Annotated in this window: 20 protein-coding genes; 11 read left to right on the top strand and 9 right to left on the bottom strand. The window is 71.1% G+C overall.

From position 1 onward, the window contains the following. Positions 1-57 precede the first annotated feature (57 nt). Genes OG485_RS02560 through OG485_RS02545 form a run of 4 tightly spaced genes read right to left on the bottom strand, consistent with a single transcriptional unit; the run spans position 58 to position 3,882 of the window. A complete protein-coding gene (locus tag OG485_RS02560) occupies positions 58-876 on the bottom strand; it encodes an ABC transporter permease (RefSeq protein WP_328664021.1) in 819 nt (272 codons plus the stop codon). Beyond that, positions 873-1,640, bottom strand: coding sequence for an ABC transporter permease (locus OG485_RS02555; protein ID WP_328664020.1), 768 nt, complete (start codon positions 1,638-1,640; stop codon positions 873-875). Before OG485_RS02555 ends, OG485_RS02560 begins: the two co-directional genes overlap by 4 nt. Then, positions 1,637-2,692, bottom strand: a complete 1,056-nt coding sequence (locus tag OG485_RS02550; RefSeq protein WP_328664018.1) for an ABC transporter ATP-binding protein — start codon at positions 2,690-2,692, stop codon at positions 1,637-1,639. Before OG485_RS02550 ends, OG485_RS02555 begins: the two co-directional genes overlap by 4 nt. After that, on the bottom strand, positions 2,689-3,882 hold the full coding sequence (locus OG485_RS02545) for a nucleotidyltransferase family protein (protein WP_328664016.1): 1,194 nt from the start codon (positions 3,880-3,882) through the stop codon (positions 2,689-2,691). Before OG485_RS02545 ends, OG485_RS02550 begins: the two co-directional genes overlap by 4 nt. A 434-nt stretch (positions 3,883-4,316) precedes the next feature. On the opposite strand from OG485_RS02545, the gene OG485_RS02540 reads away from it, so the two are divergent. The 8 genes from OG485_RS02540 to OG485_RS02505 all read left to right on the top strand — a co-directional run bounded on the left by OG485_RS02540 (position 4,317) and on the right by OG485_RS02505 (position 13,647). Next, entirely contained in the window at positions 4,317-5,216 is a 900-nt protein-coding gene (locus OG485_RS02540) for a nucleoside-diphosphate kinase (protein WP_328664014.1), read from the top strand. A gap of 55 nt (positions 5,217-5,271) precedes the next feature. Then, complete coding sequence (locus tag OG485_RS02535) at positions 5,272-6,084, top strand: metallophosphoesterase family protein (RefSeq protein WP_328664012.1); 813 nt, start codon at positions 5,272-5,274, stop codon at positions 6,082-6,084. Positions 6,085-6,289: 205 nt separating this feature from the next. After that, positions 6,290-6,463, top strand: coding sequence for a hypothetical protein (locus tag OG485_RS02530; RefSeq protein ID WP_328664010.1), 174 nt, complete (start codon positions 6,290-6,292; stop codon positions 6,461-6,463). A gap of 50 nt (positions 6,464-6,513) precedes the next feature. Continuing rightward, positions 6,514-7,593, top strand: coding sequence for an alkaline phosphatase family protein (locus OG485_RS02525; protein ID WP_328664008.1), 1,080 nt, complete (start codon positions 6,514-6,516; stop codon positions 7,591-7,593). Positions 7,594-7,627: 34 nt separating this feature from the next. Then, positions 7,628-8,848, top strand: a complete 1,221-nt coding sequence (locus OG485_RS02520) for a hypothetical protein (RefSeq protein WP_328664005.1) — start codon at positions 7,628-7,630, stop codon at positions 8,846-8,848. After that, positions 8,845-10,740: an aminotransferase class I/II-fold pyridoxal phosphate-dependent enzyme gene (locus OG485_RS02515; RefSeq protein ID WP_328664003.1), complete on the top strand. Its 1,896-nt coding sequence runs from the start codon at positions 8,845-8,847 to the stop codon at positions 10,738-10,740. Before OG485_RS02520 ends, OG485_RS02515 begins: the two co-directional genes overlap by 4 nt. Next, positions 10,730-12,598: a DUF4910 domain-containing protein gene (locus OG485_RS02510; RefSeq protein ID WP_328664001.1), complete on the top strand. Its 1,869-nt coding sequence runs from the start codon at positions 10,730-10,732 to the stop codon at positions 12,596-12,598. Before OG485_RS02515 ends, OG485_RS02510 begins: the two co-directional genes overlap by 11 nt. Further along, positions 12,595-13,647 (top strand): GNAT family N-acetyltransferase, encoded by a 1,053-nt coding sequence (locus OG485_RS02505; RefSeq protein WP_328663999.1) that lies wholly within the window; start codon positions 12,595-12,597, stop codon positions 13,645-13,647. The genes OG485_RS02510 and OG485_RS02505 overlap by 4 nt, the downstream gene beginning before the upstream one ends. A 110-nt stretch (positions 13,648-13,757) precedes the next feature. Here OG485_RS02505 and OG485_RS02500 read toward each other — a convergent pair whose 3' ends face one another. The 4 genes from OG485_RS02500 to OG485_RS02485 all read right to left on the bottom strand — a co-directional run bounded on the left by OG485_RS02500 (position 13,758) and on the right by OG485_RS02485 (position 16,464). After that, entirely contained in the window at positions 13,758-14,354 is a 597-nt protein-coding gene (locus OG485_RS02500) for a GOLPH3/VPS74 family protein (protein ID WP_328663996.1), read from the bottom strand. Positions 14,355-14,435: 81 nt separating this feature from the next. Then, positions 14,436-14,858, bottom strand: coding sequence for a hypothetical protein (locus tag OG485_RS02495; protein WP_261709417.1), 423 nt, complete (start codon positions 14,856-14,858; stop codon positions 14,436-14,438). A 308-nt stretch (positions 14,859-15,166) separates the two neighbouring features. After that, complete coding sequence (locus OG485_RS02490) at positions 15,167-15,784, bottom strand: VOC family protein (RefSeq protein ID WP_328663991.1); 618 nt, start codon at positions 15,782-15,784, stop codon at positions 15,167-15,169. A gap of 131 nt (positions 15,785-15,915) precedes the next feature. Next, the gene (locus OG485_RS02485; RefSeq protein ID WP_328663989.1) at positions 15,916-16,464 is read right to left on the bottom strand and encodes a hypothetical protein; all 549 of its coding nucleotides are present in this window, start codon (positions 16,462-16,464) and stop codon (positions 15,916-15,918) included. A gap of 213 nt (positions 16,465-16,677) precedes the next feature. Between OG485_RS02485 and OG485_RS02480 the strand changes: the two genes are divergently transcribed. The 3 genes from OG485_RS02480 (at position 16,678) to OG485_RS02470 (ending at position 20,666) form a co-directional block, all read left to right on the top strand. Further along, the gene (locus OG485_RS02480) at positions 16,678-17,703 is read left to right on the top strand and encodes an alcohol dehydrogenase (protein WP_328663987.1); all 1,026 of its coding nucleotides are present in this window, start codon (positions 16,678-16,680) and stop codon (positions 17,701-17,703) included. Positions 17,704-18,313: 610 nt separating this feature from the next. Then, positions 18,314-19,903, top strand: coding sequence for a molybdopterin-dependent oxidoreductase (locus OG485_RS02475; RefSeq protein WP_328663985.1), 1,590 nt, complete (start codon positions 18,314-18,316; stop codon positions 19,901-19,903). Positions 19,904-20,003: 100 nt separating this feature from the next. Further along, the gene (locus tag OG485_RS02470) at positions 20,004-20,666 is read left to right on the top strand and encodes a fasciclin domain-containing protein (RefSeq protein ID WP_328663983.1); all 663 of its coding nucleotides are present in this window, start codon (positions 20,004-20,006) and stop codon (positions 20,664-20,666) included. Positions 20,667-20,871: 205 nt separating this feature from the next. Here the strand turns inward: OG485_RS02470 and OG485_RS02465 are convergent, their stop codons facing one another. After that, a complete protein-coding gene (locus OG485_RS02465) occupies positions 20,872-21,498 on the bottom strand; it encodes an HD domain-containing protein (RefSeq protein WP_328663982.1) in 627 nt (208 codons plus the stop codon). Positions 21,499-21,779 lie beyond the last annotated feature (281 nt).

The raw sequence follows: 21,779 nt of genomic DNA, 5'->3' as shown, positions 1-21,779 counted from the left end.
GATACTCCTCCCGCCCTCGCCGGGAGCGCCGCGGTGCCCACGCGCTTCCGGCGCCTCTCACGTCAGGAAGAGGGCCGCCCCGTCCCGCCTGCTTCTCCGGGCCCGCAGAGCGAGCACGGCGAGCGCCGCGGCCAGCCAGCACGCGCCGATCAGCGTCTCCCATCCGGCCAGTGCGGCGGTGTGCGCGCCCGCCTCGCCCGCCAGCACTTCCCGGACCGCCAGCAGTCCGTGGGTGAGGGGCAGCACGTGGCCGAACCCGGCGAGGACGGGGCCGACGGCGTCCGCCGGTACCTCCGGCCCGCAGACGATCAGCATCACCGTGAACGCCGCGTTGGACACGACGTTGCGCAGGTCGACGGCGGTCAGCACCAGGGATCCGAGGAAGAGGCCGAGGCAGTAGCTCGTCACCGCGACGAGGACCAGCAAGGCGGTGAGCAGGGCCACCGATGCCACGCCCAGACGCAGTCCGGCCACCGGGCCGAGGATGAGAACGGCGCCCAGCCCGCAGGCCACCCCGTCCGGCAGCCAGAAGAGGCTCCGCCCGACCAGGACCAGTGCGGGGCTGCTGGGTGAGGCGACCAGCAGGGGAAGGGTGCCGTTCTGGAGCTCCCAGGTGGTGGAGGCGGTCGCGAACATGCCGTGCAGCGCGACGAGTGCCACCGCGTTGCCGATCAGGAGACAGCGGGCCTGCCCCGGTCCGAGCAGGTTGCCGATGGTGGCGAAGAAGAGGACCTGGGCGAGCATGCGGACGAACCAGCCGAGCAGCCAGGTCTTCCAGGTGAACACGGTGCCGTAGTCGGCGGCCCCGGCGCGTGCAGCCCAGCCCAGGACCCGCGTGCGGCGGCCCGTCCGGGTGTCGTCGGCGGTGCGGCTCAACGCAGTCCCACCGTCCCGTTCTCGCGGACGAGCCGTACGACCCTGCCGAGCAGGAGCCGTCCTCCGGCCCCGGTCAGGAGGCCGAGACCGAGGATGGCGCCGGTGCGCCACGGGACGGAGGTGACCGTGGCGGGGGCGAGCGCGTCGCGCAGCAGGTCGGAGCTCCAGGAGAGATAGATGAGGCGGCCGATGGGGTGCGTCCACTCCGGCAGCCGGTCGAGCGGGGTGAACACCCCGCCGAGGAGGAGGACGGGGTAACTCAGGGAGTTCTGGAAGGTGCGGGCCGTCCGGGTCGCGACGAACAGGGCCGCCATCAGCGTGGCGGTGCCCGCGGTGGCGACGGCGGTGGCCAGGAGCCCCACGGCGAAGACGCCGGGATGCGGTACGCGGGGAACGGTGTCGAAGCCGAGGACCGCGACGGCGGCGACCTCCCCCACCGTCAGCAGGCTGATCGCGGTGGTCACCCAGACCCGGCTGAGGACCACCCGGGCGAAGTCGACCGGCGCGGCGATCTGGAGCTCCAGCGTGCCGAGCCAGCGGTCGTTGTCCACGACCTCCCCGGAGATCAGCATGGCCATGCTCCACACCCCCATCAGTACGGGGGCGAGGAGGCCGTTGGCGAGGAGGTCGGGGCGCTCGTTGTGCCGGATCAGGAGCAGGAAGACCGCGGCGAGCAGCGGCGTACGCACCAGGTCGATGAGGTAGTCGCGGTGGGTGAGCACGAGGCGTCCCTGGAACCGGCCGGCGGCCACGAGCAGGCTCACCGGTTCACCACGCTGCGCGTCTCGCCACGGTGCACGAGTTGCAGGTAGACCTCCTCGAGGCCGGGCAGTTCGGTGCGGACCTCGGTCACACCCCGCTCGACGACGAAGGCGAGCACGCGGCCCACGGCTTCCTTGTCCTCCACCGTGACGAGCGTGGTCCCGTCGTCGGCGGGTTCCGTGCCGAGGACCCCCGGGAGTGCGCGCACCAGGTCCAGCAGGGGTTCCTCGGCGCGGACACGGACACGTTCCCGGCGTGAGACGAGCCGGGCGAGGGTCCTGGGTGCCTCCGCGGCGACCACCCTCCCATGGTTGATCATGGTGACGCGGTCGCAGAGCACTTCGGCCTCGGCCAGGTCGTGCGTGGCGAGCAGCACGGTGCGCCCCTCGCCGGCCAGCCGCCGGATCAGTTCGCGCAACTGCCGTGCGGCCAGCGGGTCCAGGCCGTTGGTCGGCTCGTCGAGCAGCAGGACGCGGGGGTCGCCGATGATGCCGCGAGCGAGGTGCAGACGCTGGCGCATGCCCACGGAGAAGGTCTCCACCCGGTCGTCGGCGCGGTCGGCGAGCCCGAGCTCGTCGAGCAGAGCGTCGGTACGGGCGATGCCGTCCCGGCTGGTCAGACCGTACAAGGCGGCCCAGTAGCGCAGGTTCTGACGTGCTGTCAGGCGGGGGTAGAGCCCGCGTTCGCCGCCGAAGACGATGCCGAGCAGGGGCCGGATCCGACGGTGTTCGGTCGCCAGGTCGTGGCCGAGCACCCGGCCGGTTCCCGAGGTCGGCAGCAGTACCGTGGACAGGATCTTCATCAGGGTGCTCTTGCCCGCGCCGTTCGGTCCGAGCAGTCCGTGCACCTCGCCCTGCTCCACGCTGACCGACACGTCGTCGAGCGCGACGACCGCCGGGCCGCGCCGTGTGCGGTACTCCCGCCGCAACCCGCTTGTCTCGACCGCTGGTTCGCCGTTGCCCGGACGGGCACCGCTTCTCCCGCCGTTTCCGTTGTCCGTCATCGCGCTCCCGTTCGCGTCGGGGTCGTCGGACCTGTGTCCGCCGAGGATCACGTGCCGGGCTCCTCGGCGGCCCGCCCACCGGCGGCCGCCTCGTCGAGCCACTCCCGCCGGGCGGCTCCGGACACCAGCAGGAACGAGCCCAGCGGGGTCCGTGCGACGAGATGACGCCCCACGTCGTGCAGGCGCAGCCGGTCGGTCCGCTCGTCGTCCACGGGTACGCCGAACAGCGGCAGCCCCGCGCCGAGCAGCCGCCGGGCGCCGATGCCGCGGTGGGCGAGGTCGGAGGCGAGTTCCGCGATACGGCCGCCCTCGCCCTCGATGCCCGCCTGGGCGACCAGCGCGGGCGCGCGGACCGGGCTGCTCCAGCGTGCCGTCGCGTGGGCCGCCCGCAGCAGCCGGGCGCGTACCGCGGCCCTCCGGGTGTGCGGCAGCGTCACGGCGGGCCGCCAGCCCAGCCGGGCCATGGCGCGCAGGGCTTCCCGCCACTCCGGCCACAGACCGGTCCTGGCGAGGTCGGTACGCAACTGCCGTACGCCCGTGTCGTCGAGGTGCTGGAGCAGCAGCGCCAGGTCGAGCAGGTCGCGGCTGCGGAAGGGGCGCTCCCAGCGTTCCGCCACCAGTGCGACAGCACAGGCGGCCAGGGCGGAGCGGGAGGGGCGGGTCAGCTGCCAGGCCGGGGCGTGCACCTCGGTCACGATCTCCGCGGTGAACAGGCCGACGGCGTAGGGGTCGGGGGACGGTTCGGGTGCCGGACTGCGGAACTCGGCTCCCAGATGCAGGGGCACACTGTCGCCGGTTCTCGCGGGGCTGACGGTGAAGGCGGCCAGGTCCCAGCCGGTCGCGGTCAGGTGACGGGCGCAGTTCCACAGGTCCTCGTGGCCGGGGCAGACGACGTCGAGATCGCCGGCCGCGCGGAGCACTCCCGGCGGGTAGAGGCCGGCGATGGTCATTCCCTTGAGCAGGGAGGCGCCGGGCGCCGCCGTCCGCAACCGTGACCAGATACGGCGGTAGTGGTCGACGCGTTCCCGGTGCAGGCGCAGTTCGGCCCTCTGCGCCTCGGTGAGCGTCCGGCCGTCCTCGGCCCACAGGCTCAGCAGCGTCGCGGCGAGTTTGTGGCGGCCGTCGCGGGCGGTTCGTAACACGGCCTCCCGCGACGCCGTGGGCCCCGCGTCGAGGAGGGCCAGGACGGTCGCGGCGGACACCGTCACGTCCGTCGCCGTTCCGGTCGGTGCGTCTGTCAACGCCGGCTCCGCCCCGGTGCGCGAAGGTGGACGGGGCCCCTGGTCCGGGGGACGCCGTGGTGGCCGGGGAAGAATGCGATCAGGACCGCTGGAGGGCGAACAGGCCCGGATCCGGATCCCGATCGCATTCGACGGTCGACTACTTGCCCGGCTTGGGGCGGACCTTGACCTGCTTGAAGGCGACACTCATGGGACCCTCCTTGATGTGGTCGGTCATGGAAAGTAGCCTCAGCGTATTGCCCTCGAATGGTGCATGACAATGATGCAACTCGCTTTGCATACAGCTGACTTGGCGTGCCGCGTGGGCGCTCGATCGAGCCCGGCGGACGAAGGGATGCCGGAGGAGCATGACGGTCCACGCGTGGTTGAGGGCTCCCCTCACGCATGATCCCGAAAGACGCCGCACCTATCCCGACGACGTTTATTTCCGGGAAATGGCGGCTTTGCTGGACGGCTGGGAACCGGGCGGGGCCGACCGGGCACTGCTGCTGTCGACGTTCGTGATGTTCAAGCCGGACGCCGTCGTCGGCCGCCGCGTCGAACCCGCGCTCGCCTTCCTGGCCGGACACGGATTCGAGCCCCTCGGCGCCCTGACCGTGCGGGTCGACGCGCGGGTGTGCCGGGAACTGTGGCGCTACCAGATCAACGCGGCGCCGCTGGCGGTCATCCGGGCCGTGGACATGATTCTCGAGTCCGGACCGCCCTGTGTCCTCGTCGCGCTCCGCGACACCCGGGGACCCGAACGCACCGGGACGACCGCGGCGGAACGGCTCGCCGAGCTGAAGGGGTCGTCCAAGAACCGCTCGGCGGACGGCGGTTCACTGCGCGGGGCGCTCGGTTGCGAGCTGATGTGCCTCAACTTCGTGCACGCTCCCGACGATCCGGCCGACCTGATCCGCGAGGTGGGCGTCCTGCTGCCCGGGCGGCGGGCGGAGGTGCTGTCCCTGCTGGCCGCCGAGGTGTCGCCGCGCGGCGCAGCCGAACCGGCGGCCGTGGCCCGCGAGTTGTACGCGGCCCATCCGGCCCACACCCTCACCCGGCCCGTGTCCACGTTCACCCGGGCCGCGTCCTCAGGTGCTTCCTCCCGTCCCACGCCTTCGGGCACGTCGGACCGCCCGGCCGACCCCCAGTCGCTGCTGGCGCGGGTGGAGGAGCTCGCCGCGGACGCGGACGGGCTTCCGCTGTGGGACCGGATCGTGCTCGCCGCGGAGATGGTGGAGGGCCTGCCCTCCGAAGGCCGGCCGCTGCTCGGGCCGCCTCCCGGCAAGCGCCCCACCCATCCCCGTACGGTCCGCCCCGCCGGACCCCCGGCCGCCGCCGCGGCGGACCGCTGAGGGCACCGGTCCCGCCCGACCGGGAAAGCTCCCACTCACCAGGAGGAAGGCATCCATGGCCGACGTCGACGTCGAACTGCACGGTCCCGCGAACGGGGAGGGACCGCCACGCCGTTACGGGCCGGCCGCCCGGGTCGCCGTGCTCTCCGATGTGCACGCCAACATCCCCGCCTTCGAGGCGGTGCTCGCCGAACCGGACGTCGCCACGGCCGACTTCGTCGTCCTGTGCGGCGATCTGACGTGGGGGCCGCAGCCGCAGGAGACGTACGAACGGATCGTCGCGCTGGGCGAACGCGTCCTGTGCGTGCGCGGCAACGCCGACCGCTACGCCGCACAGATCGGCACCGCCGCGCGGGCCGCCGACACCCCGCGTCAGGCGTGGATCGCCGCACAGCACTCGCCCGAGGCCATCGCCTTCCTCGACCGTCTCCCGTTCGGGGTCGTCGTCGAGATCGACGGGCTCGGACCCGTGCACTTCTGCCACGGTTCGCCGCGCAGCGACCACGAGCTGGTCACACCGGGGACACCGCCGGAGCGGTTCGCGGAACTGTCCGCGGCCATCGACGCGCGGGTTCTGGTCACCGGACACTCGCACCTCCAGTTCGACCGCGCCGTGGCGGGCCTTCGCAGTGTGAACCCGGGCAGTGTGGGGCTGCCGTACCACACGGGTGACCCGGGCACCGCCTACTGGGTGCTGCTGGGCCCCGATGTCCGGCTCAGGACCACTCGCTACGACGTGGAGGACGCCGTCGCACGGGCCCGCCGCGCCGCCGATCCGGACGCGGACCGCTACGCGGACACCCTGTCGAACGCGCCCGATCCGGAGAAGATCGTCGTGGAGGCGGAGAAGCTGATCTTCGTCAATTGACGGTGCGCCTTGATCGCAGGGGGAATCGGTGACCGCGGTCGACGGAATTTATCGTTCCGTCAAATACGGGAAACAATATATGAGTTGAGGGTTGATTTACGGCGTGACGTTGACATGCGCGGCCGTGACGTGTTGACCTGTGCATGCAAAATTGGCCAAGTTGTTTGGCACGTTTCTCTGGCACCGTTCCCGGCAGGAGGAATCCATGCAAACAGCTCCACTTCCCACCGTGAAGTCCACCACCGAGGTGACGCGGACGTCGACCCCGGCGCCCGTGATGCTGCTGCCCCGCCTGGTCGAGCGCATGATCACGGACCGGCAGGCCGCGCATATCGTCAAGTTCCGCACCACCTGCACCGACTGCGTGCCGAACTTCTGAGCACCCGGTCGCGCGTCGGCGGACAGGCGACAGCGTCCGCCGACCTGCGCGTGGTCACCGAAGTCGTCGCGCGCGACCTGCGCGCCGCCGCCAAGGGGCTGTGTGTCCTGGCGGTCGACGGCCTGTCGCTCGAAGTGGCCGAGTCCGCGTTCCGCCACGCGAGCATCCGGCCACTGCGCTCCACCTTCCCGAGCACGTCGACAACGGCCTGGCTCACCGCGGTCACCGGCACCGATCCCGGTGTCCACGGCGCCGTCGGCATGGTCCACCGCGCGCCCGGAGCCGACTGCGTCACCCACCTCGTCACCGGGGAGACCTACGCCTTCGGCTCGCCCCGCACGCCCGGAAACGCGCTGCCGCCCCCGGGACCGACCCTCTTCGACCGCGCGGCCGAGTCGGGCCGGTCCGCCCTCGCGATCGGCGCGGAACTGGAGCGGCTGACCGGTCCGTGGGTGAACGCGTTGCTGCACGGCGCCCGGATCGTGCCCTCACCGGCCGCCGTCGCGCCCCTGGCCACCGATCCCGTGAACGTGGCCGAACGGACCGTCCGAGAGGTCGAGGCCGTCCTCGCGCACGCCTTCGACACCCCGCCCCTGATGTGGGCGTACGTGAACCTCGACGACCACATCCACCGGTCCGGCTACGACACCCGGCTGCGCGAGGCACTGCTCCTGCTCGACACGGCGGCCGCCCGCTGGGCCGACGCCGGCTGGAGCGTCCTCGCCCACGCCGACCACGGCCAGGTGGAGGTGACCCCGAGCCCGGCCCTCGTCGAAGCATGGGCGCGCCTTGACTCCCCCGCCCACTGCCGCATGCCCGGCGGCGGCGCCGGCCGCGTCCGCTGGCTCCATCCGCTCTCCGGGCGGGAGGAAACCGTGGCCGCCGCGCTGCGCGACACCCTGGGGGACCATGCCCTCGTCCTCACCCCGGACGAGCTCCACGCACGGGGACTGCTGTCCGCCACACCCGTCGTCCGCGCGCGCATCGGCGAGGTGGTCGCACTGGCCACCTCCCCGCACTTTCCCGTCCCCGACCCCAGTGCCGCCTGGGAGCACGGATCCGTCTCCGACGGCGAGACGCTCGTACCACTGGCCGCCTGGAACCCCGCACCAGAACCCGCCCTGCCCTGATCACCCGGAACCTCACGACACGATGGGAGAACCCGTGAGCACGGTCGTGTTCCGCAACAAGACCGGTGGTTCGGAGACCCTGCACGCGACACCGGGACAACGCCTCCTGGACGTGCTGCGCCTCCACGGAATCCCGGCGAACGCCGTGCTCGCCCACCGCGACGGGGAGGTGATCCCCGAGGCGACGGCCGTCGTCGGCACCGACGACGTCATCGAGGTGCGCCAGGTGCGCCACTACGACCTCGACGTGCTGCGCCGGCCCAAGGAACACGTCTACGCCGCTCCGGACCCCGTCTACACCAAATCCGTTCTCTTCGACCACGGCGGCACTCTGGAGCGGCGCACCGAACAGTTCACCGCGGAGACCTTCGTGACGTACGTGGAGGAGACGTTCGTCCAGAGCATCGCCGCCGGTGCCACCATGCGGGCGGGGGACCGGGTTGTCATCGGGCTGTCCGGCGGACGTGACAGCGTCGCCTACCTCAAGCTCCTCGAACGCACCCGCGGCCGGTGGCCCGAGGTCGACATGACCGCGGTGACCATCACCGGCCTGCCCGACTGGGACGAGCCCGCCACCTTCCGGACCGCTCTGGACGCCTGTTCCGGACTCGGCGTGGACCACGTCATCGTCACCGCCGACGACGTGGCCGAGGTGTTCAAACTCCGCGAGCCCTTCGTGGACGTCATGAACAAGGTCGTCGCCGGCGAGCACCGCAACATGAACATGGTCATCGGCCACCAGGTACTGCGCCGCATGCTCGAACAGGAAGCCGAACGCCGGGGCGCCCCCGTCGTCGCGTTCGGCTTCAACGCCGACGACCTGGTGGCCAGCATGGTCACCTGGTTCACCACCGGCTACCGCATGGGCGGCATCCCGGTCCGTGAACTCGGCTCCCTGCGCTACGTGTTCCCTCTGTACCGCATCACCAAGAAGGAACTCACCCTCTACCTGGAGCTCGTCGCCCCCGGCCTCAACCGGCAGGGGGCACCGGGCCGGTTCACCACCGGCTCCGACGAACGCTCCCTCGCCTACGCCGTGGCCGACCACCTCTACGACCTGTGGCCCGGCATCGACTACTACCTCTTCAACGCCTTCGAGAACGTCCAGCGCACACTGCTGCCCCTGGTCGACGACCTCTGCCGCGTCTGCGGGGGACGGTACGTGCTCCAGGAGGGCGTGGCCAACCCCGCGGGCCTGTGCGACGTGTGCGGATTCCTGCACCGGCAGGAGGCGTTGCGGGCGGACGCCGTATGAGCGAAGCCGGACGCCAGGACGCTCCTCCCTGGTATCTCACCTTCTTCGGGGAGGACTTCTGGGCCGTCGCGGACCACGAGTACACGCCCGAACGCACGGCGGCGGAGACCGACTACCTCGCCGCCGTCCTCGACGCCTCGGCCCCCGGCCGCCGCGTCCTCGACCTGGGTTGCGGCACCGGCCGCCACGCCGTCGCCCTCGCCGCAAGGCAGTTCAGCGTCACCGGCGCCGACGCCGGGGGCTGGGCGCTGGAGCGTGCCGAGGCCGCCGCGAAGGCGGCGGGTGTCCGGGCCGACTGGCTGCGGTTCGATCTGCTGCGCGAACTGCCGTGGCCCATCGGCGAGTTCGACGCCGTCGTCTGCGTCCAGTCGTTCGGCTGGGGGAGTGACGCCCAGCAACTGAGGCTGCTCCAGGAAGTCCGCCGGGTGCTCGTCCCGGACGGGCTGCTGATCCTCGACCACTCCAACGTGCTGGCCATCGCCGGAAACTACGTGCCGGAGGCCACCTTCGAGACCGCGGGCCTGCGCGCCGACTTCCGCCGTGCCTACCGTATGGCCTCCGGCCGCAGCACCGGCGAGATCGAGGTACGGCGGGGCGACGCGGAGCCGGTGGTCATCCACGACGACGTCCGGATGTACCAGCCGGCCGAGGTGCACGACCTGCTGACCCGCGCCGGCTTCACCGTCGAGCGCGTCGACGCGGACTTCGCCGTCGGCCGGGAGCCCGCCCCGACGACACGCTACGTCCAGTTCGTCGCCCGGAGCCGGACGGACACCCCGGCGGCGATCACAGCATGGGAAGGGAGGCGCGACACCCGCGCCTCCACGCAGGACGAGGCCCGCCCCAACACGCTGGACCTGCGCTGGTCGCCGGACGAGACCGAGTTCGTACGACCGTGGGTCGACGCGGCCTTCCGGGGCGCGTACGACGACGGCGGCCTCGCCGAACTCTCGCGCGCCTACCCCCTGTCCGACCCCTACTCCGCGGACGCGGCCGCACCCGTGCTGTCCAGTCACTTCGGGCTGGACCTCGCACCCGGCACGGTGACCGCCGGGGCGGGTGCCACCGGTCTGCTGCACGCGTGCGCGGCGCTGGCCCTGCCCGGACCCGTACTGCATCTGGCCGGCGCCCACCCGGACCTGCCGCGCTGGGCCGCCCGCCTCGGCGCCAGGGCGATCACCACCCGGTTCGAGGACATCACCGCCGACCTCGACCGCCACACCCCCTCGGTCCTCGTACTGGACCGGCCCACGATCACCGGAGACCTCTTCGGGAGGGAGCGGCTGGCGGAGATCGCCGAGGCCGCCCGCGCGTGCGGCACGACCGTCGTCCTCGACGAGGCGTACGCCGTCTACGCCGGGCCCGGCGCGAGCTGTGTCCCGGCGGTCGCCGAGCACCCCAACCTGATCGTCCTGCGCAGCATGTCGAAGGGGTACTGCTGCGGCGGGCTCCGGGTCGGATTCGCCTTAGCGGCACCCGAGTCGACAAGACGGCTGCGCGAGATCGCACCACCCCTCGGAGCCGGGGGCGCGGGTCTCGCCGTCGCCCTCCGCCTCCTCGCGCAGGGCGACGTCTTCGGCGCGCTGCGGACCCGGATCGCCGAGGTGAAGCCGGTCGTGGCCAGGACGCTGCGGCGGACAGGGCTCAAGGTCACCGAAGGGGCCGACTGCCTGCCGTGGGTGACGGTCGAGGGGGAGCGGGACGCGAACCTGGTGTGGGAGAGGCACGGGGTACGGGTGAAGGAGATCGGTGCGGGCGAGGCCGGGATCGGCGGGAGGCCGGGGGAGGCCGCCGACGTCGGCCGTCGTGACGGACCGCTGTACAAGATCGCCGTACCCCTCTCCGAAGCCCGTCTGACCGCCTTCCGCGACGCGTTCGCCGATGCCGGGTAGCCTCACCGACCTCGTCGCCGGGATCCATCACGGCATCGACGCCGACGAGGCGATGTTCTGGGTCGCCCGGCTCACCGAATGGGACCGCTACCAGGGGTCGAGGGGCATCGCCGCCGCAGCCGACTTCGTGGCGGGCGAGGCCGAACGCGCCGGGCTTGCCGGGGTGGAGATCCTGAACTTCCCCGCCGACGGCCGTACCTCGTGGTGGACATTCACCGCGCCCTCCTCCTGGACCCCTCGCTCCGCGCGGCTGTCGCTACCCGGCCGGACCGCACTGGTCGACTACCCGGCCCAGCCGTACACCCTCGCCGTCCACTCGGCCGCCGCGCACGGTGAAGCACCCCTCGTGCACGCGCAGGACGACCGGTGGCCGCCGGGCGCGGTGGTCCTGGTTCCGTCGGCGGCGGGCCTCGGCGGGAAGCTGTTCGCCCGGATGCGGGTCGAGCGGGCGAGCGGTTTCTGCGTGAGGACCGGCTCCGACCGGCCGGACGGGGCGGGCCGCGTCGAACTGCCGGGCGGAAGCGCCCTGTTCGGGTTCAGCGTGGTGCCCGGTCAGATGGACGCGCTCCTGCGTGCCTACCACCGGGGCGAACGTGCCCGCGTGGACGTCGACGTCGACACCGCCCCCGCGCGGATGCCGGTGGTCGTCGCCCGCACCCCGGCGGGATCCGGTGCCGCGCCGTCGTCGCCCGACGCCTGCCTGATCACCGCCCACCTGTGCCACCCCGCACCCGGCGCCAACGACAACGCCTCCGGAGTCGCGGCCGCCCTCGCGGCCGGGCGGGTCCTGGCGGCCCGGCGCCTGCGCCGTCCCGTCCGGTTCCTCTGGGCACCCGAGTTCGTGGGGCTCGCCGCCTACGTCCACCGGCTCGTGGAGGAGGGCCGAGGACCGTTGCCCATGATGGCGGTCGATCTCGACATGGTGGGCCAGGACCAGCGGCGCTGCGGGGGCCCGCTGATCGTCGAACACAGCCCGGAGTACCTGCCCCACTTCGCGAGCGCCCTGGTCGAGGCCTGTGTCCGGGCCCTGCCGCCGGCCGCGCACTCCTACAGCGGGGCCGTCGGCTGTGACGTATGGGCGTGGCGTACGACCCCGTTCGTCGGCGCCTCCGACCACGCGGTCCTCGCCGACCGCGCCATCGGCTGTCCCGCCGTCCAACTGGGCCACTGGCCCGACCGGTTCAACCACTCCGGCGCCGACACCCTCGACAAGGTAGACCCGCAGGAACTGCGCCGATCCGCCGCGATCGCCGCGTCCGCCGCCGCCGTCGTCGCGACAGCCGGTGCCCAGGAAGCCGACCGGCTCGCCCCCCTCCTCACCCGCTGGACGGCGCGCCGCATGACCGCCTGCCTGCCGCCCGACGACGACCCGCTCGCCCCCGATCTGCTGAGCCGCCGTTGGCGGTACGGGCGGGACGCACTGGACACCCTGCGGCCGCTGGGCGCCGGCCGCGACGTCCTCGAACGGCAGGCGGACATCGTGGCCGATCTGCACCGCACCCTGTCGAAAGCCTGGGACGAGGTTCCTGCGGCAGCCCGTGGGGGCCCGAGCCTGCACAGGTCATGGCCGGGCCCCTTCAACCTCCGTGCCCTGATGGGAGCCGTGGACGAGACCGACCGGCAGTGGTTCCAGCGCCGGCTCGCCGACGACAGGGGCAGGTTCTACGCCTCCGCGATGGCCCTGGCCCAGAGCGTCGACGGAGTGTCCGGCACGGCGGGCGTGGTCCGAACCGCCCAGCTCGACGCGGGAATCCGGTGGGAGCCGGGCTTCGGCGAACGATTCCTGGCCGCGATGGCCGGAGCGGGCTGGGTGAAGGAGAAGGACGGAGACGGGGCAGAGGGAGGGGAACCGAGTTGAGCACGCGGCGGATCGCGGTCGATGTCACCGACCGCATCGATGATGTCGACATCGCCCAGTGGGAACAGGTGGCCGCGGAGAGCATCGCGCCCGTCCACTACACCCCCGCGTATCTGCGCGCCTACCAGACAAGCCCGTTGAGCCCGTTCCTCGCGGCCCGCTACGTGACGGTGACCGAAGCGGGCCGCACCCTTGCCGTGCTGCCGTGCTATCTCCAGAAGCAGGGTGATCCGTACGGCTTCCTGCGCGCCGTCGGCATCGAGGGGGCCGACGGCCCGGCGCTCCTCGGGCACAACTGGTACTGCTACGACACCCGCGTACCCGTGCGCGCGACCGGCCCCGGACAACGGGCGCGCGTTCTCGGAGCCGTGCTGGACGCTCTGCGGAACGTGGCGGCCGCCGACGGTGCCCGGACCGCAGGACTCGTGAGTGTCCCCGAGGGCGACCCGGTCCTCGACATCGCGCGGGACAAGGGGTGGCAGGTGGCACCGATCGTCACCCGGTTCCAACTCCCGTTGCACACTGAGGCGGGGGGCGCCTTCGACGCGTACGACTCCTATCTCGCCACCCTCGGAGCCCGCACCCGGCGGACGATCCGCCAGTATCTGCGGCGCGCGGCGGACACGGGCGTCACCACAGCCGTCGAGGCACCGCGCCCCGACTTCCTCCGCACGGTGGGCGACCTCACCCGCCGCACGGCAGCCAAGTACGGCAGCGCCGACATGTATCCCGAGAGTGCCTTCACCGACTTCGTCATGGCCCTGGGCGACCATGCCCGTGTGGTCCGCGTCGACCGAGGCGAGCAGACTCTGGCCGCCGCGGTCGTCCTCCTCGACGAGGAGCGCCTGCACATGTGGGCGGGCGGCACCAGCCACGCCACCCTCGACGGGTTCAGCCCCAACTACCTTCTGTGGGCCACGGAGATCCGTATGGCCATCGAATGGCGCAAGCGCTGGGTGGAGGGCGGCCGCAGCAACGCGCCCATGAAGACCCGCCACGGCATGAAACCCCTGCGCCTGTACGCCTGCGTCGCCCCGTCCGGGGGCTGACCGGTGGTCACAGCGTCGGTGTCAAAGGGCTTGCCCGGCACCGCCCGGCGGCCGTGTGACCGCTCACCGTCGCCATCGGGTTCGACCACGCTCCTGAGAGCAGGCCCGGCTCACGGCCCGCGCCAGAGGTTGGCGAAGGCCGCGTTCTCGATGGTTCGCCGCTGGCGTACGGCCTCCAGCTCCATCACCGCGTCGTTGACGGCGGCCACCACAGTCGTCACGGCCTCGTCATCGAGGCCGGTCTCATCGTCGGATCGTTCGTCGTCGGTGCCCAGGACTGCGGCGAGGGCGGTCAGCACGGGTTCCTTTTCTTGCCAGCGGTCGGCTGCACGGCGGCGCGCGGGCGTATCGACCGGTTCCAGGCTTTCCGAGCCGAAGGAGAACCGGCTGCTTCGCTGCGGCTTCAGCTCACCGTTCTCCTCCAGGTCGGCCTGGTACGCGGCCGAGAGGTCCCGGCCCCGGCGCCACAGCCAGTCCGCGATCCGCTCGTAGGGGGCCTGCCGAGTGAGACCTGCCGCAGCCTCGCCCAGGAATGGATCGCCCGGCGGCGGTCCACCTGGCACGATCCGGTCGCCGTCCACGGCGACCGCCCCTGCCCCGATGAGATCGATCAGCTCGGCTCCCGCGAGCGCGAGGGACAGGTCACCCTGCCCCACGGGATGCTTCAGGTCCAAGGCGATGATGAACAGATCTTTCGCCGTGGTCATGAACGGCTCCCCTCGGAGGAGGGGCCCGCTCCGGCAGGCCCGTCCTCGCCTACGAGACGGTCGTCGGCGGCCTCCACGCCGCTACACGGTGTGCAGGGGTTCCTTGAAGGACTTGCGGAACACCGGACCGGCGAAGGGAATGATCGAGGACTTCATCTTTGATGTGAACGAGTCGGGGTGCCGTTCGAGTCTGACGTCGACACGGGTCCCGTCATCCGTGGGGGTCATCTGGAACTGCCAGCCCCCCGAGCCGAAGGGCACCGAGTCCCGAGTGGTGACCGTGACCCTGTTCGCCGAGGGGTCCCATTCGTAGCGTGCACGCTCCCACGACTTGTCGTTCCCCTCGGTCACCTCCGCCCAGGTATCGCCCCGCTCGTGGACCTGGAAGTGCTCGGCATCGATGGAGGGCCACTCATCGACACGGGAAGGGCTGAAGTTCGTCAGCACGCCCATCACCTCCCCCGGGCTCATCGAGGAGTTCACATGGAAGTGTAGGGACGGCATGACCTACTCCCTGGTTCGAGATGACCGTTGTCTGTCGGCGGCCACCGGTACGCACCTCGCGGGTGCCCGGCTCGCTTCGCCGACGCCGGTTCGCGGACCCGGCCCTGCTGAGGCCTCGCAAGGGCCTGCTGGGCAGGCCCGCTGACCGGAACGCTCACCTTTCAGAATGCACCTGCGCCCAGCACCGCGCACCAGCAGGTTCCTGGCCTGCACGTGTGTGACCGTGTCCGGGACCGGAATCGGTACCGGACAGCCACCGATCCAGCCCCACGCCGGCTGTCACAGGAGTTCTCGACAGGACGACGCGGTCACGACGGCAGTTCGGTCCCGGCCTGCTCACGCACCATGTACTCGGCGTACCAGTCCGGCCAGTTCGGGTCCTCCGCACCGATGCGTGCCTCGTGCTCCCCGTGCGCGGCCGCGGCGCGGCGCAGCGCGCTCGCCAGGTCCTCCGCGGAGGCGAACGTCGTGGTCGCGGGGTCGAGGCGTCCCGGGAGCCGGGTGGTGATCTCCTGAAGGAGCCAGCCGTTGCCGTCCGGGTCGCTGAAGGACAGGAACGAGCCGTAGCTCGTGCGCTGCGGATCCGGCCCCGGCAGCCGGGCGTCCGTTCCGGCGTGGTGGAAGACGCCGCCTGCGTCGTGGAACACCTCGCTCGGCTCGGCGCCGAGCCGTTTCAGCTCGTCGTACGCGGCGTTGATGTCGTCCACGATCAGCTGCAGGCCCTGAGCCGAGCCCGGCGTCTGGGACGTGACCGAGGTGCCGAAGATGACCGACGCCGGCGAGCCAGGCGGCGTCATCTGCACCACCCGGAAGTTCTCGTCCGGGGCGATGTCCGCGTCCAGCCTCCAGCCCAATCGCGTGTAGAAGCTCTTGGCCCGGTCGACGTCGGACACCGGCACCACCACGACTTCGAGTTTCATGTCCATGACTGACACTTCCCTGCGCTCGTACAGATGCCGGCATGACGAGACTCGCACGGCCGGACACGGGCCGCGCCCGGGAATCCGGTCGACTGCGGCCCGGTCCACGCCGGGGCCGGTCGTCGGAGGGAATCGGCTCACGGTCTCCGGCCGACGGCGCCGATGCCGAGTCCGCTGAGCAGCCAGAAGGCGATTGCGGTGCCGGTGCCGTAGGCGACGTGCGCGCCGAGATCCCAGGCCAGGATCTTGGCGTCGTACTGCCAGATCGGCTTGTAGAGCCCTGCGATCGGCAAGGTGACGTAGTCACCGGCGAACACCGCGGCACCGAAAGGCACGCCGTACACGGGGGAGGGTCTGGGCAGTGATCCGGCCAGGATGCCGTAGGCCGCGCCGGCCGCTGATCCGTAGGCCCAGTGAGCGATGGTGCTCGTGAGCCAGGCGGAATCATCAGGAAGCCGGCGCTGGGTGAAGCCCTCGATCACCCGCTTCGCCACCTGCCCCGGATCAGGGGCCTTCTCCCAGCTCTCGACCGGCGCGAATTCCCAGGCGAGCGGGCTGTCCGTCCCGCCCGCGCGACGGTACTTCAGGTAATGGACGGCATCCAGGCACACCGTTCCCACCGCCCCGGCCAGCAGGCCGGCCGTCACCGCCTCGAGGGGAGTCAGCGGATTCCTTTGGGAGCGCATGACGCAATCTCCTCATCGGTGGGGGCCGGGAAGGAAGCCCGATGTTCCTCAGCGTCTGGTCTGCGGTTGGGAGGCATCGAGCCCCCATCGAGTATCCGGCGGCCAGGACGTGCGCGCACGAGGAGAACGTCCGCGGCAGGACTCGACGCGCGTAATCGTCCCGTACCTGTTGCCCTGGAACCAAGCCCTTGAATGCATCCATCGGAGGGACCAATGAACAGTTACCGAGTCGCGCAGGTAACCGCCCCGGGCGGCACTCTCGAGATCGCCGAGCGAGAGGTGCCGCAGCCCGGCCCCGGACACGTCAGAATCGCCGTGGAGGCGTGCGGTGTCTGCCACAGCGACGCCAGTTTCGTCGAGGGACATCTGCCTGGTGTCTCGTTCCCGGAGGTGCCCGGACACGAGATCGCCGGGCATATCGAGGAACTGGGCGACGGGGTGCACGAGCGCGGGTGGCAGGTGGGCGACCGAGTGGCGGTCGGCTGGTTCGGCGGTAGCTGCGGCCACTGCACACGCTGCCGGCAAGGCGACTTCATCGTCTGCGACAACCTGAAAGTCCCTGGCTGGGCCTACGACGGCGGCTTCGGCGACAAGATGATCGCGCCCGCCGACGCACTCGCCGAGATCCCCGACGATCTCGCGGCAACCGACGCGGGGCCCATGGCATGTGCCGGCGTGACCACGTTCAACGGATTGCGACGCAGCCCCGCTGAGCCCGGAGACCTCGTCGCCGTCCTTGGCCTGGGCGGTCTGGGGCACCTCGGCGTCCAGTACGCATTCGCCCTCGGCTTCGAGACCGTGGCGATCGCCCGCGGCGCCGAAAAGGCGGAGTTCGCCAAGCGGCTGGGCGCCCACCACTACATCGACAGCACCGCGGACGTCCCGGTCGCCGAGGCGCTGCAGGCCCTCGGCGGTGCGAGGACCGTGCTGGCCACTGCCGGAAACTCCCAGGCCATCAGTGCGACCGTGGAAGGCCTGACACCGCGAGGCGAGCTGGTGGTCATCGGAGCGGATCCCTCACCGATGAGCATCGCCCCCGCCCAACTGCTTCTCAGCGGCCGTGTCGTCCGCGGCCATCCGTCCGGCACCTCACAGGACGTGGAAGACACCATGGCCTTCAGCGTCCTGCACGGCATCCGGCCGATGACCGAGACCGTACCGCTGGAGCACGCCGATGAGGCTTTCCAGAAGATGCTCTCCGGAGCCGCCCGCTTCCGGATGGTGCTCACACCTGGCTGACTCCGGCAGGCCTGGGCGACGGTCATGATGTGACCTGACCGTTCTGTGAACCGGCGGCTCTTGCAAAGGCACCGGTACAACCCGCCGTGTCACCGGGACGGGCTGGTGGAAACGGGTCGCGGCCGCGCCACTCGGTCAGGGCCCAGTGGGTCAACCGACCGGGTGGTCCAGCGGGTTCGCCCGGACTCGCTCGGCGAGGCCACCCCGGACCGACACGGCCGGCGAGCTCTGCGCCTTGCGGGCGGCCTGGTCGTGGAAGCAGGCCAGGAACTCCTCCGAGAGTCCCGCGCGGGCACCGGGTGTCGACGTCGGCAGCCCAGGTCTGTCTGGTCTCGGGAACTCGAACTGCTCAACGGCGAGTTCGAGGCCGAATGCCCGGAGTGCGAAGCGAGGTTCGTGATCTCCGAAAGCGTCATCGACCAGTAGCGTTCAGCGAGCACGACGGTGATGACCGGCGGCGTCGCAACTGTCTGGTCCGTTGCCGCAAGCGGGGTGGATTGGTGGGAGATCACTTTTCATCCGATCAGGTGGGTGGGCCAATCCGTCCGGTGGGCAGAACCGGATTCCCCATGTGAGGGACGAAGAGAAGGATCAGCGAGTACGGCCAGGCATGCCGCGTTCGGCGCTGGGTGCGCTGAGCGGGGCACTGGCCGCGTTCGCCGCACTGGCGGTGGCCGAACTGGTCGCCGCGGCGGTGCGTCCGCAGTCCAGTCCGGTCATCGCGGTGGGCGGCGCGTCCGTCGACGCGACACCTGCTCCGGTGAAGGACTGGGCGATCCGCCACTTCGGCACCAGCGACAAACTCGTGCTGCAGCTCGGCATCCTCGTCGTGCTGGCTGTCTCGGCTCTGGCGCTGGGCGTGCCGGCGGTGCGGTTTCGGCGGGTCGGAACCGCCGGGGTCCTTCTCTTCGGGGTCGTGGGCGCGGCGGCAGCCGTCAGCCGGCCCGACTCGGCCGGCGTCACCGACGCGCTGCCCTCCCTCCTGGGGGCCGTGGCAGGGGCCCTGCTTCTGAACGTTCTGGTGAGCCGCCTGACCGTGGTGCGACGGTCACCGGCGCCGCCCGCGTCCGTGACCGAGGAAGCGGGAGACGGCTCGCCCGCGTGCGAGGGATGGGACCGACGGGGGTTCGTCCTGGCGGCCGCGTCCGCAGCGGCGGCCTCTGCCACGGTGGGCGTGGTCGGCCGGTCACTGAACACCTCGCGCGGCCGGGACGCGGTCGCCTCACGTGAGAGGGTCGTGCTGCCGGCCCCTCGGTCACCGGCGCAACCGGTACCCGGAGGCGCTGGACCGCGCGTCCCCGGCGTCAGTCCCTTCCTCACCCCGAACGGCGACTTCTACCGGGTGGACACCGCGCTGGTGGTGCCCAAGGTGGACGCCACCGGCTGGCGGCTGCGTATCCACGGCAAGGGTGTGAGCCGTCCGGCCACGTACTCGTTCGACGACCTGCTGCACAGGGAGCTCATCGAGCGGGACATCACGCTGACCTGTGTCTCCAACGAGGTCGGCGGCCCTTATGTGGGCAACGCCCGCTGGACCGGCGTACGTCTGGCCGACCTGCTGGCCGAGTGTGGGGTGCGGCCCCCGTCCCGGGGAGGTCCGGGGGACCAGTTGGTGGCGCGTTCGGTGGACGGCATGACGATCGGCAGCCCGGTCGAGGAACTCATGGACGGCCGCGACGCGATGCTCGCCCTTGGCATGAACGGCGAACCACTGCCCTTCGAGCACGGTTTCCCGGCGCGGATGGTGGTCCCGGGTCTCTACGGATTCGTCTCGGCCTGCAAGTGGATCGAGGACATCGAGCTCACCACCTTCGATTCCTACGACCCGTACTGGGTCAAGCGCGGCTGGGCCCGCAGGGCCCCGGTCAAGACCGCATCGCGTATCGACACCCCCAAGCCCTTCGCCCGGCCCAAGGCCGGCACGGTGATGATCGCCGGCGTCGCCTGGGCCCAGCACCGGGGTATCGACAAGGTCGAGGTCCGCGTCGACGACGGCCCCTGGCAGAAGACCCACCTGGCCGCGGAGGACACCCGCGACACATGGCGCCAGTGGTCGATGCCTTGGCAGGCCACCCGAGGCGGCCACACCCTCACCGTCCGCGCGACCGACCGCACCGGCGCCGTGCAGACCGCCGGACGCACCCGCACCATCCCCGACGGTGCCGGCGGACGGCACTCCGTCGTCGTCACCGTCGAGTAGCCACGCCCACCTCACGACGGGGCCGCGTGTCCTTCCGAACCACCTTTCCGAACAACCCGAACGCAGCCGCATCGTGCTGCTTTTCCACCAGGAGAACATGATGAACACCCGTATCCGCCGTACCACCGGCCTTCTCGCCGCGGCGGCCGTGCTGCCCCTGGCCCTGACCGCCTGTTCCAACGGCAGCGGTGACGCGGACAAGTCCGATTCCGCCGGTACGGCAACGGCTTCGGCGACAACGGGCAGTGACGACATGGCCGGCTCGGGCAGCAGCGCGAGCAGCATGGACCAGCCGTTCGGCCCGGCTTGTTCCTCCGTTCCGAAGGACGGCGCCGGGTCCTTCGACGGCATGGCCAAGGCCCCGGTCGCCACCGCTGCCTCCAACAACCCGGCGCTCTCCACTTTGGTGGCGGCGGTGCAGAAGGCAGGCCTGGCCGACACCCTCAACAACGCGCAGAACATCACTGTGTTCGCGCCGACCGACGACGCCTTCGCCAAGATCCCGAAGGTGACCCTGGACAAGGTCCTCAACGACAAGGCCCAGCTGACGAAGATCCTCACCTACCACGTCGTCGGCCAGAAGCTGACGCCGAAGGACCTGGAGAGCGGCTCCTTCACCACCCTGGAGAAGTCGAAGATCACGACTTCCGGTTCGGGCGAGTCCTACACGGTCAACGGCTCCGCCAAGGTGGTCTGCGGCAACGTGAAAACCGCGAACGCCAACGTGTACATCGTCGACACAGTCCTGATGCCCAAGAGCTGACAGGTGCGCCCCTGGGCTGGTCTGCGGTCCTCAAAGGCCTGCAGACCAGCCCTCTCGGACTGCGGTTCATCCGTCAGGTTCATACGTCACGTGCATGCGTCAGGGGAGGAGGACCCGACGCACGCCTGGCAGGCACACCGGGGGCAAGCTCACCGGCCGACGGACCCGCGATGCCGGTGGCACCCGCCGGACCGCGTCCTGCGGGTCAACCGGCCGGGCGGTCCAGCGGGTTCGCCCGGACGCGCTCGGCGAGGCCGGCGCGGACCGACACGGCCGGTGAGCTCCGCGGCTTGCGGGCGGCCTGGTCCTGGAAGCAGGCCAGGAACTCTTCCGAGAGTCCCGCGCGCGGGTACCGGGCCAGGACGTCCGCCCGGAACCCCGCGCCGAAGTCGTCCAGGTGGCGCCCCGAGATGTCCACGCCGGTGGCCCGCTCCAGCAGATGTCCCTCAGGATCCTCCCGCACGTCCACCGCGTCCCACATGTGCCGGACGATGACCTCCGACAGCCGCTGTCGGCGCTCCGCCGGCCACTCGGCCCCGGCCGCGAACACCCAGGCCACATGCCCGCCGGCCACGTCGAAGTCGACCGTGTGACTGTCGAACTCCGCCACCAGCCCGATGTCGTGGAGCAGCGCTGACACGTACAGCAGCTCCGCATCGTGCTCGATGCCACGCTGCGCCGCGTACGCGGAGGCCCACACATAGGACCGCGCCGAGTGGTTGAGCAGTGCGGGGGAGCAGTACGCGGTGGCGACTTCGAGGGCGGCCGCGCAGGCGGCGGTGTCGGGGGCGACGGGTACGGTCGGGCCTCCGCGGGCGCTGTGAACAGTCATGCCGCCGAGTATGCCTTTCCGTCCTGCCTCGGCCGCCCCCATCAGCGACTTCCGGGCACTCGGTGGCGTGGTGGGCTTCCGTGTCGCTGCCCAGTAGCGCAAGAACTTGCGTGAATTGCGCTCGTTTGCATTGCGGCGTCTCTCGATCTGGCGAGCCTCATGTATCGCCCTATTCATTGGTTCGCAGACAGGGTTCGGCAGGTCCTTGTCGTTGATGCGCGGGTGTTGATGGTGAAACTTGTGGCGTCCTGACGGTAGACGGGCTCGCACCGCTCTGCAAT

The sequence above is a fragment of the Streptomyces sp. NBC_00328 genome, assembly GCF_036139655.1.
Taxonomy (GTDB): domain Bacteria; phylum Actinomycetota; class Actinomycetes; order Streptomycetales; family Streptomycetaceae; genus Streptomyces.
The sequence above is the reverse complement of the archived record's forward strand: the minus strand, read 5'-3'. Positions and strand labels throughout refer to the sequence as shown.

Coding starts and splice junctions, on each gene's coding strand:
- OG485_RS02540 (WP_328664014.1), top strand. CDS start 4,317: ATGGCGGCTTTGCTGGACGGCTGGGAACCGGGCGGGGCCGACCGGGCA.
- OG485_RS02535 (WP_328664012.1), top strand. CDS start 5,272: ATGGCCGACGTCGACGTCGAACTGCACGGTCCCGCGAACGGGGAGGGA.
- OG485_RS02530 (WP_328664010.1), top strand. CDS start 6,290: ATGCAAACAGCTCCACTTCCCACCGTGAAGTCCACCACCGAGGTGACG.
- OG485_RS02515 (WP_328664003.1), top strand. CDS start 8,845: ATGAGCGAAGCCGGACGCCAGGACGCTCCTCCCTGGTATCTCACCTTC.
- OG485_RS02510 (WP_328664001.1), top strand. CDS start 10,730: ATGCCGGGTAGCCTCACCGACCTCGTCGCCGGGATCCATCACGGCATC.
- OG485_RS02500 (WP_328663996.1), bottom strand. CDS start 14,354: ATGACCACGGCGAAAGATCTGTTCATCATCGCCTTGGACCTGAAGCAT.
- OG485_RS02495 (WP_261709417.1), bottom strand. CDS start 14,858: ATGCCGTCCCTACACTTCCATGTGAACTCCTCGATGAGCCCGGGGGAG.
- OG485_RS02490 (WP_328663991.1), bottom strand. CDS start 15,784: ATGGACATGAAACTCGAAGTCGTGGTGGTGCCGGTGTCCGACGTCGAC.
- OG485_RS02485 (WP_328663989.1), bottom strand. CDS start 16,464: ATGCGCTCCCAAAGGAATCCGCTGACTCCCCTCGAGGCGGTGACGGCC.
- OG485_RS02480 (WP_328663987.1), top strand. CDS start 16,678: ATGAACAGTTACCGAGTCGCGCAGGTAACCGCCCCGGGCGGCACTCTC.
- OG485_RS02475 (WP_328663985.1), top strand. CDS start 18,314: ATGCCGCGTTCGGCGCTGGGTGCGCTGAGCGGGGCACTGGCCGCGTTC.
- OG485_RS02470 (WP_328663983.1), top strand. CDS start 20,004: ATGAACACCCGTATCCGCCGTACCACCGGCCTTCTCGCCGCGGCGGCC.
- OG485_RS02465 (WP_328663982.1), bottom strand. CDS start 21,498: ATGACTGTTCACAGCGCCCGCGGAGGCCCGACCGTACCCGTCGCCCCC.